At 60.6% G+C, this 8,947-nt stretch carries 10 protein-coding genes, 1 tRNA gene and 1 pseudogene; 1 reads left to right on the plus strand and 11 read right to left on the minus strand.

Annotated features, from left to right (window positions below; all coding sequences use genetic code 11):
• Together WBF74_RS07265 and WBF74_RS07270 are read right to left on the minus strand one after the other, a co-directional pair.
• Positions 1 to 210 (minus strand): annotated as a pseudogene (locus WBF74_RS07265) (Na/Pi cotransporter family protein); the annotation flags it as partial.
• Positions 211 to 372: 162 nt separating this feature from the next.
• Complete coding sequence (locus WBF74_RS07270) at positions 373 to 1,488, minus strand: mechanosensitive ion channel family protein (protein ID WP_424437411.1); 1,116 nt, start codon at positions 1,486 to 1,488, stop codon at positions 373 to 375.
• Between the two features lie 151 nt (positions 1,489 to 1,639).
• Between WBF74_RS07270 and WBF74_RS07275 the strand changes: the two genes are divergently transcribed.
• On the plus strand, positions 1,640 to 2,266 hold the full coding sequence (locus tag WBF74_RS07275; RefSeq protein WP_424437414.1) for a hypothetical protein: 627 nt from the start codon (positions 1,640 to 1,642) through the stop codon (positions 2,264 to 2,266).
• Between the two features lie 81 nt (positions 2,267 to 2,347).
• On the opposite strand, the gene WBF74_RS07280 is transcribed toward WBF74_RS07275, so the two are convergent.
• From WBF74_RS07280 to WBF74_RS07320, 9 genes are all read right to left on the minus strand, one after another.
• A tRNA-Ser gene (locus WBF74_RS07280) sits at positions 2,348 to 2,440 on the minus strand.
• 85 nt (positions 2,441 to 2,525) lie between these two features.
• A complete protein-coding gene (tesB, locus tag WBF74_RS07285; RefSeq protein WP_424437417.1) occupies positions 2,526 to 3,431 on the minus strand; it encodes an acyl-CoA thioesterase II in 906 nt (301 codons plus the stop codon).
• Positions 3,432 to 3,660: 229 nt separating this feature from the next.
• Positions 3,661 to 3,930, minus strand: a complete 270-nt coding sequence (locus WBF74_RS07290) for a hypothetical protein (protein ID WP_424437420.1) — start codon at positions 3,928 to 3,930, stop codon at positions 3,661 to 3,663.
• Between the two features lie 139 nt (positions 3,931 to 4,069).
• Positions 4,070 to 4,702, minus strand: a complete 633-nt coding sequence (locus WBF74_RS07295) for a glutathione S-transferase N-terminal domain-containing protein (RefSeq protein ID WP_424437423.1) — start codon at positions 4,700 to 4,702, stop codon at positions 4,070 to 4,072.
• Positions 4,703 to 4,829: 127 nt separating this feature from the next.
• Positions 4,830 to 5,207, minus strand: coding sequence for a hypothetical protein (locus tag WBF74_RS07300; RefSeq protein WP_424437426.1), 378 nt, complete (start codon positions 5,205 to 5,207; stop codon positions 4,830 to 4,832).
• Between the two features lie 101 nt (positions 5,208 to 5,308).
• Positions 5,309 to 6,100, minus strand: a complete 792-nt coding sequence (locus tag WBF74_RS07305; RefSeq protein WP_424437429.1) for a glutathione S-transferase N-terminal domain-containing protein — start codon at positions 6,098 to 6,100, stop codon at positions 5,309 to 5,311.
• 9 nt (positions 6,101 to 6,109) lie between these two features.
• Positions 6,110 to 6,601: a histone H1-like repetitive region-containing protein gene (locus WBF74_RS07310; protein ID WP_424437432.1), complete on the minus strand. Its 492-nt coding sequence runs from the start codon at positions 6,599 to 6,601 to the stop codon at positions 6,110 to 6,112.
• A 219-nt stretch (positions 6,602 to 6,820) separates the two neighbouring features.
• Positions 6,821 to 8,305: an Asp-tRNA(Asn)/Glu-tRNA(Gln) amidotransferase subunit GatB gene (gatB, locus tag WBF74_RS07315; RefSeq protein ID WP_424437438.1), complete on the minus strand. Its 1,485-nt coding sequence runs from the start codon at positions 8,303 to 8,305 to the stop codon at positions 6,821 to 6,823.
• The coding region (locus tag WBF74_RS07320; protein WP_424437435.1) for an amidase family protein at positions 8,305 to 8,947 on the minus strand (643 nt) is incomplete at its 5' end. The genes gatB and WBF74_RS07320, both read right to left, overlap by 1 nt.

Genomic DNA, 8,947 nt, shown 5'->3' on the forward strand with positions numbered 1-8,947 from the left:
TGTCGCGATCACGACCGCGCTGGAGAACTGGACAAGCGTGGTGAGCACAAAGCCCGCCGCAAGCCCCTTGAGCCTTGTATTCGTCCAGCGCTCCAGAGCAGTCTTGAGCGACGGTCCCGCGGCGACTTTCAGCCCCTCCGTCATCAGCCACATGCCGACAAGCACAAGGCCAATGCCGCCCAGCAGTCCCGTCACATTCTCGATATTCATCTCGCCTCGCGCTCTCCATTTCCCGCCAATTATCACGGTCGCCGGAATAAAGAAAAGGCCGCCTCCGGTGAGACGGCCTTCCCGACGCAAGCCAATGGAGAGGGTCTGGTTCGCAGGCCGGTCAGGGCACACCCCTCTTGCTCATCACGCCCCACGTGATGTTCATGTTTCGGCTTCTGCAAGAATACCGCCCGGCGGATCACGGTCCTGCGACTGCGGCATGCTTCTCACAACGGGGAGCGAAGCCGGGTGACTATCGCGCATCCACGCAACAAGCTTTTCGCGCACCGCACATCGGAGATCCCATGCTTCCGGCGATGTACGCGCGCTGACAAGCACACGCAGCTCGATCGTGCGCGCGGTTGCTTCCGTCACGTGAATGACAGCCACATTGCCATCCCAGAGCGGCATGTCCTTCAACAGCTCCTTGAGATACGCACGCATCTCATCCACAGGCAGCGTGTAGTCGGCATGCAGAAACACCGTGCCGATGATCGATGCACTTTCGCGTGTCCAGTTAGCAAAGGGTGTCTGAATGAAATAGACCAGCGGCACGATCAGGCGTCGCCAGTCCCAGATGCGGATGACCACATAGGTGCTGCCGATCTCCTCGATCCATCCCCATTCCCCTTCGATGACAACGGCGTCATCAATGCGGATCGGTTGCGTGAGCGCAATCTGTATGCCCGCTATCAGATTCTCGAGTACCGGCCGCGCCGCAAAGCCAAGCACAAGTCCTGCCGCACCGGCGGAGGCAAAAATGCTCACCCCATATTGGCGAACGGAGTCAAATGTCATCAGCCCTGCCCCGAGCGCCAGCACCACGATCAGCGTATCTACCGCGCGGCGCAGCAGCCGCACCTGCGTCACCTGCTTGCGGGCGCGCAGATTGTCGGCCACATCGATGCGGAAACGCCGCAGATATGTATCAGTCGTTATGTGAATGGCCGTGATGGCGAGCCACGCAATGATGGCGACGAGCCCCGCACCAAGCACCGAACCGAGCGTCGCCCGCGACGCTTCTTCAAGCGGCACCGCCTGCGCGGCAATGGTGCAGGCAATGAAAACCATAATCGCGGCGGTGAGCGCCTTTGTTTGCTTCAACAGCGTGTTCATATCCGGCGCACGGCGCGCCGTCGCCACCATCAGCATTTTCACCACAACCGCATGAAGCAGAAGCGCCGCAGAGGCCGCAAGCCCGAGCAATAGCATCGTCGCCACCCAGGCAGGCATCCAGCCAAAAACCGCCAGAAAGGGCGCAAACTGTTCTTCCGGCACCACACCACTCCGCTGCTGAACCTGACAGATCAAGGGGACGGTAGGTCAGATACGTCGGGTGGCAAGGTTCCGATGGCACCAGAAGCCCTTCTGCGCGTTTACGAGCTGGAAGCTCCGGCGGCACCGGATCGCAAACGGAGGAGGACTCCCGATGGCACGCAAATCCCCAGACAAGAACCAGCTGCACGAACTGCTCTATCAGGCGCTCGAAACCGAAGCAGGCGGCATCAAGATTTACGAAACCGCCATATCCTGCGCGGTCAACAGCGACTTGCGCGAAGAATGGGAAGAATATCTCGACCAGACGAAGAACCATCACCGCATTCTTCTCGGCGTCTTCGAAGCACTCGAACTCAATCCCGAGACGATGACAGCGGGCCGCGAGGTTGTGAGCCATATCGGCAATTCACTGGTGCAGGCGATGGAACTTGCGAAAAGCGCAGGCGACCCCGATGCCGCGCAGCTGGTCGCAGGCGAATGCGTGGTTCACGCCGAAACCAAAGACCATATGAACTGGGAATTGATCGGCCTCATCGCCGAGAAAACATCCGGCCCCGCAGGCGAGGTGCTGAAGAGGGCCTATGAAGAGGTGGAGAAGGAAGAAGATCACCACCTCTACCACACCAAGGGCTGGACCCGGGAGCTCTGGATCGACTCCCTCGGCCTGCCCGCCGTGCTCCCCCCGCCGGAGGAAATCAAGAACGTCGAAACCGCCATCGGCGCCTCCCGCGCCGAACAATCCCGCGAAGACCACCTCCGCGGCAAACGCCGTCATTGAACTGCAACGCATACGGAAAGGCTGCGGACAGCATGGAGCTTCCGCAGCATTTTCGGTGATCAGACAGCTGATATCGGGAAATGGCGGAGAGGATGGGATTCGAACCCACGGTACAGCTTTACACTGTACAACGGTTTAGCAAACCGCCGCCTTCAGCCACTCGGCCACCTCTCCAGCGTTCCCGTGTATGCCCAAGATTCCGGGGCGCTTCAAGGCCAATATCCTGCCCGGCCCCGGAAATCCGGTAAATCTCGCCCTCTCAGGCCCCGGCCTTGCCCTTCGGCGTGCCGTGATAGCGGATCAGACCTTCCTGCGCGACAGAAGCGACGAGCTTGCCTTCCCGCGTATAGATGCTGCCCCGGTTAAAGCCGCGCGCGCCCGATGCGCTGGGGCTGTCCTGTGTGTAGAGCAGCCAGTCCTCCGTGCTGAAGGGCGCGTGAAACCACATCGCATGATCGAGGCTCGCTGACTGAAGCTTGCCTGAGACCCAGCTCACCCCATGCGGGCGGATGCAGGTGTCGAGCAGCGTCATGTCGGACGCATAGGCCGCGATGCACTGATGCAGCGGAATGTCATCGCCCACGCTCTTGCGCGCGCGGAACCAGACATGCTGCACCGGCTCAAGAGGTTCGGGATCGATATAGGCCTGCGGATTGACCGGGCGGATTTCGATGGGGCGCGGCCGAGAAAAATGCTTCGCAATTTCGGGCGGCAGCTTTTCGGCAACCACCTTGCGCAGTTCCCGCTCGCTGGCGAGTTCTTCCGGCATCGGCACTTTCGGCATGTCCACCTGATGCTCGAAGCCCGTTTCCGGCACCTGAAACGAGGCGGCCAGATTGAATATCTGCTTGCCATGCTGAATGGCGACGACGCGGCGCGTGGTGAAGCTCTTGCCATCGCGCGAGCGGTCCACCTCATAGACGATCGGCACTTTCGGATCGCCGGGCCGGATGAAATAGGCATGCAGCGAATGGCAGTGACGCCCTTCCACCGTGCGATAAGCCGCCATGAGCGCCTGCCCGATCACCTGGCCGCCAAACACGCGCTGCCAGCTCACATCGGGGCTGTGTCCGCGATACAGGTTTTCCTCGATACGCTCGAGGTCGAGCAGTTCGATCAGGTCTTCGACGGAGGTATCGTCAGCTTCGCGCGACGCTTCAGTCATGGCCACTCCCGGGAAACAGGTGGATGCACGAGGCGGTTTCCGTAGCGTGTGCCGCGGAAAAGGGCCTCATGAGTGGCGGGAACATAGAACATTTTCGCTCCATGTCGACGCCGTGAAATGAGGCTTCAGGAGCGAATATCGCGCCGGGCGCAGAGAAAGGCGCGCAACCGGGCACCAGACCGAGGCGGAGCCACGGCCCCGCCCAGAGAAGTCTTTTGGTTTCAGGCAGTTAGTGGGTTGAAAGCCATTCGCGCGCCTGGCGCTGCGCTTCGGCCACCTGTGCCGCCGTCATTTCGGCCGCAAGTTCTGCCCGGCAGTGACGCGCCGCCTCGCACCCCTTCATGGCGGCTAGGTTGAACCATTTATGCGCCGTCACGAGATCCACCTCGACCTCACGGCCGGTGGAATACATCAAGCCCAGATTATAGAGCGCATCGCCCTTGCCGCCTTCCGCGGCAAGATCGCTCCTTGCGAGCGTGTCCAGCTGCATGCGAGCCATGTGCTCCTCCCTTGATCCTCATTGGTCCAAATTGTCCAATCGACGAAGTAAGTGCTCCATCCCCGCTTGCAACTCTCCATAGTCCCGCTGAAAAAATGGTTAACGCGCGTTGCCCGTACTTATATTTCCGGGGCGGCGATCAAACTTTCGGGATGGCCATGCCCCGCTGCACCGCAGGGCGCGCGCCAACGGCCTCAAGCCAGCGCTTCACATTGGCCGTCTCGCCACCAAGCTCCGGCTTTGACTTCTCGATCATGGGAAGCGCCGCGCTCACCCAGGGATAGGTCGCGATATCGGCGATGGAATAGTCGCCGCCCATGAAGGCTGCTTCACCGAGCCGCTTGTCGAGCACTTTCAAAAGCCGGACGCCCTCGTTCACATAGCGATCAATGGCATAGGGAATCTTTTCCGGCGCGGCGTTGATGAAATGATTGGCCTGTCCGAGCATCGGGCCGATGCCGCCCATCTGCCACATAAGCCATTCCAGCGCCTTGGCGCGCTGCTCGCCTTTGGGCGCGAGAAACTTGCCCGTCTTCTCCGCGAGATAGATCAGGATCGCCCCGCTTTCGAAAAGGGAGACGGGGCCGCCATCGCCGTCGCGATCAACAATGGCGGGGATGCGATTGTTCGGGCTGATCTTCAGAAATGCCGGCGCGAATTGCTCGCCCTTACCAATATTGATCGGGTGCACCTCATAGGGAAGCCCCACCTCTTCCAGCATGATGGAGACCTTGCGGCCATTCGGTGTGGTCCATGTGTAGAGATCGATCATCGCACCCTCCTCGCGCACAGTGATGGCCAGTTTGCACAGCGGCACAGCGCATGCGCAATCCGCCAGATAGGACGCATATGGGGAGGGAGCGTGGCGATGAACAGAGGGGATATCGCCGGAGCGAAAATCAGTACTCGACCGTCACTTCGACATGGTGATGGCGGTGCTTCGCGCAGACATAGGGAACGATGCTGTATTCACCGGCGGCCAGCTCCTGCCCGACCGCATGTTCAGGCACCAGATAGTCCCCCACCGTGTTGCCTTCCATGTCGAGAATGGAAAAGCCGTAGCTGCCATACATGACGCGGACGACCTTGCCCTTCTCCGGCAGCACCAGCGAGCGGCCCCATTTGGTCTGCGTGCCGTAGGCGTCCTTCATGATGAGGCTGCCCGTCCCCGTCACCGTCTCCGCATGAGCCGCAAAGGGCAGCGAGACGATGCCAAGAGCCGCAACAAGCGACAGGACATTGAGTGAGGGCAGAGAGAAAGACCTGAAGGCGCGCATGCCGGGGCTCCCGCGGCTTTGAAAAGGCAAACAGCGCCTTCGTTTCCGAAGGCGCTGCAGCTTAGCATAAGCAGGCGGACCGTTTTAAGCCCCGCTCCGCCTTATTGTGCGCGTTGTCCGAAGAGGATCTTGCGAGCCTTCTCGGCCTCCTTGGATTTGTCACCGATGGAGCCCCGGCGCCATTCGCGACCGAGGGCAAATCCCCTCTGAACGGCCGGACGGGCACCAACCCGCTCAAACCAGTTCTTCAGGAATGGGAAATCGTCAAGCCGCTGGCCCTGGTTCTTATAGGGTACGATCCAGCCCCAGCAGGCCATATCTGCAATCGAGTAGCGTCCAGCAAGATAGTCCCGGTCCTTCAGGCGCTTGTTCATCACGCCATAGAGCCGGTTCACCTCGTCGGTATACCGCTTGATTGCATAGGGTATCTTGTCCTGGGCGTATTGACGGAAGTGATGGGCTTGGCCCGCCATCGGACCAAGCCCAGCCATCTGCCAGAACAGCCATTGGTCAACCTCAACTCTCGCCCGCTCGCCGACAGGATAAAACCTGCCGGTCTTGCGCCCGAGATATTGAAGGATAGCCCCCGACTCGAAGATCGAGATCGGTTTGCCGCCCGGCCCTTTCGGATCCACGATGGCGGGCATCCTGTTGTTCGGCGCGATCTTCAGAAAGGATCGCTTGAACTGGTCGCCAACTCCGATATTCACCGGCCTCACCACATAAGGCAGCCCGCACTCCTCCAGCATGATCGAAATCTTCCACCCGTTTGGCGTTGGCCAATAGTAGAAGTCGATCGGGTGGGTCTCACTCCGCGCTGATGCGGAGCTCGACCCTGCCGAGTTGCGCGTCCGGGCTGCCCTGGCGGTGGCTGGCCGGCGCTTATCGGTCATTCCGCTTGCTCAGGCCGCCTTCGTGCGAGCTGCGGGCTTGCGCCGTGCAGCAGGCTTGCGAGCGGTCGTCGTCTTGCGAGCCGTCGCCTTCTTGGCGGCAGGCTTGCGAGCGGTCGTCTTGCGAGCCGTCGCCTTCTTGGCGGCGGGCTTGCGAGCCGTTGTCTTCTTTGCAGCCGGCTTCTTGGCGGCCGTCTTTTTGGCCGCAGGCTTCTTGGCAGCCGTCTTCTTGGCAGCCGGCTTCTTCGCTACAGCCTTCTTCGCTACAGCTTTCTTCGCCGCAGGCTTCTTGGCAGCAGCCTTCTTCGCGGCAGGCTTCTTGGCAGCAGGCTTCTTTGCCGCGGTCTTCTTCGCGGCGGGCGCCTTCTTCGTCGCGGTCTTAGTCGCGGCGAGCTTCTTCACGGTCTTCTTGGCGGCCGTCTTCTTGGCCGCAGGCTTCTTCGCCGCAGGTTTTTTGGCCGCAGCGGCCTTCGGCTTAGCTTTCGTTTTCGTGGTGGTAGCCATTTTCTCTAGCTCCTGATGTGCCATTTACTTGGCGACAATCCGTGTACTCGCAACGCACACATTGCTAGCGCCCTCGTACCCCTCAGGCGCGCACGCCATTACTATGAGCGCGTGAAAAGCGCTCGGCAACTCGCTGCAACAGATTTGTGCACACGCGTCCGCGCCACTTTCCGGGGAAAGTGGTTACCAAACGGTTCATCAGGGGGGCCGAAAATTTCGTCAGTCGTCGGACGATAGACCCAATTTTTTCGCGAGGATTTCGTTGACGACGCTCGGATTTGCCTTGCCAGACGTGGATTTCATGACTTGACCGACAAACCAGCCCGCAAGTTGGGGCTTGACTTTTGTTTGCTCGACTTTATCGGGATTTGCCGCGATGACGGCGTCAATCGCCGCCTCGATAGCCCCAAAATCCGTTACCTGCTGCAGGCCTTCTTCCTCGACGATTTTTGCCGGGTCGCGACCGGTTTTGTACATCGAATCAAAAACCTCCTTCGCGATTCGCCCCGAGATCGTCCCGTCAGAGATGAGGTCAATGAGCTCTCCGAGCTGCTTCGCGGTCACCGGAGTGTCCTCGATGGAGTGTCCTTCGCGGTTCAACGCACCGAAGAAATCGCCCGTCACCCAGTTCGCCGCGAGCTTCGCATCGCGCCCCTTGGCGACCTCTTCGAAGAAGTCTGCGCGCGCTGCTTCCCCCACGAGAACGGTCGCGTCATAGGATGACAGACCATACTCCCGCATCAGACGCGCCTTCTTGTCGTCAGGCAGCTCCGGCAGCGACGCCTTGATCTCATCCACCCATTCCTGAGTGATTTCGAGCGGCAAAAGGTCGGGATCAGGGAAGTAGCGATAGTCATGCGCCTCTTCCTTGGAGCGCATCGAGCGTGTTTCACCTGTCTTGGGGTCGAAAAGCCGCGTCTCCTGGTCGATCTTGCCGCCATCTTCCAGAATTTCGATCTGGCGGCGGGCTTCATACTCGATCGCCTGCCCGATGAAGCGGATCGAGTTCACATTCTTGATCTCGCAGCGCGTGCCAAGTGGCTCACCCACACGGCGAACCGACACGTTTACGTCCGCGCGGAGGCTGCCCTCCTCCATGTTGCCGTCGCACGTGCCCAGATAGCGCAGAATGGTGCGCAGCTTGGTCACATAGGCGCGCGCTTCCTCTGCCGAGCGCATATCCGGCTTCGAGACAATCTCCATCAGCGCCACGCCGGAGCGGTTGAGATCGACATAGCTCATGGAAGGGTGCTGGTCATGCAGGCTCTTACCCGCATCCTGCTCCAGATGCAGCCGCTCGATGCCGACCACGACGGTGCGGCCCTCCGGCATGTCGAGCACGACCTGCCCTTCACCCACGATCGGGTGCTTGAACTGCGAAATCTGATAGCCCTGCGGCAGATCGGGGTAGAAATAGTTCTTCCGGTCAAAAACGGAGCGCAGATTGATCTTCGCCTTGAGGCCAAGCCCCGTGCGCACCGCCTGCTCCACGCAGAAGCGGTTGATGACGGGCAACATGCCCGGCATGGCGGCATCAACGAGGCTCACCTGCGTGTTCTGCTCGGCCCCGAACGTGGTGGAAGAACCGGAGAACAGCTTGGCCTTTGACGAGACCTGCGCGTGAACCTCAAGCCCGAGAACGATTTCCCAATCGCCCGTCTGTCCCTGGATCAGGTCTTCCTTGCGTGCTTCGCGCATCTGCATCATGCCCTCCACCAAGCGTCCGGTGCTGCATTAAACTCGGCGGCTTCCTCAATGGCGCGCGCCGCGCGAAGCAGCACTTCCTCTTCAAACGGCCGCCCGATGAGCTGAAGACCGAGCGGCAACCCCTCCGCCGAAAGTCCCGCAGGCACGGAGATGCCCGGCAAGCCGGCAAGGTTCACCGTCACGGTGAAAACGTCGTTCAGATACATGGACAGCAAATCGTCGGTCTTCTCGCCAAGGCCGAAGGCCGCCGAAGGGGCAGTCGGCGTCAGCAATACGTCCACATCGGTAAAGGCTTCGGTGAAATCGCGCGCAATGAGCGTGCGCACCTTCTGCGCCTTCAGGTAATAGGCGTCGTAATAGCCCGCCGAGAGCACATAGGTGCCCATCAGCACGCGCCGCCTCACCTCGGGGCCGAAACCGGCGGCCCGGGTGTTCTCATACATCTCGGTAATGTCCCGCCCCTCGACGCGCAGGCCATAGCGCACGCCGTCATAGCGCGCGAGGTTGGACGAACACTCCGCAGGAGCAACGATGTAATAGGTCGGCAGCGCATATTTCGTGTGAGGCAGGCTCACCTCGGTGACTGTCGCACCCGCTGCCTTCAGCCATTCAATGCCGCGCGACCAGAGCGCGTCGATG

This window comes from Parvibaculum sp. (assembly GCF_049672805.1).
GTDB lineage: Bacteria > Pseudomonadota > Alphaproteobacteria > Parvibaculales > Parvibaculaceae > Parvibaculum.

What these genes read in the sequence shown, in the direction of transcription:
- WBF74_RS07275 (WP_424437414.1), top strand. Translation starts at nt 1,640, where the DNA reads ATGGCACGCAAATCCCCAGACAAGAACCAGCTGCACGAACTGCTCTAT.
- tesB (WP_424437417.1), bottom strand. Translation starts at nt 3,431, where the DNA reads ATGACTGAAGCGTCGCGCGAAGCTGACGATACCTCCGTCGAAGACCTG.
- WBF74_RS07290 (WP_424437420.1), bottom strand. Translation starts at nt 3,930, where the DNA reads ATGGCTCGCATGCAGCTGGACACGCTCGCAAGGAGCGATCTTGCCGCG.
- WBF74_RS07295 (WP_424437423.1), bottom strand. Translation starts at nt 4,702, where the DNA reads ATGATCGATCTCTACACATGGACCACACCGAATGGCCGCAAGGTCTCC.
- WBF74_RS07300 (WP_424437426.1), bottom strand. Translation starts at nt 5,207, where the DNA reads ATGCGCGCCTTCAGGTCTTTCTCTCTGCCCTCACTCAATGTCCTGTCG.
- WBF74_RS07305 (WP_424437429.1), bottom strand. Translation starts at nt 6,100, where the DNA reads ATGACCGATAAGCGCCGGCCAGCCACCGCCAGGGCAGCCCGGACGCGC.
- WBF74_RS07310 (WP_424437432.1), bottom strand. Translation starts at nt 6,601, where the DNA reads ATGGCTACCACCACGAAAACGAAAGCTAAGCCGAAGGCCGCTGCGGCC.
- gatB (WP_424437438.1), bottom strand. Translation starts at nt 8,305, where the DNA reads ATGCAGATGCGCGAAGCACGCAAGGAAGACCTGATCCAGGGACAGACG.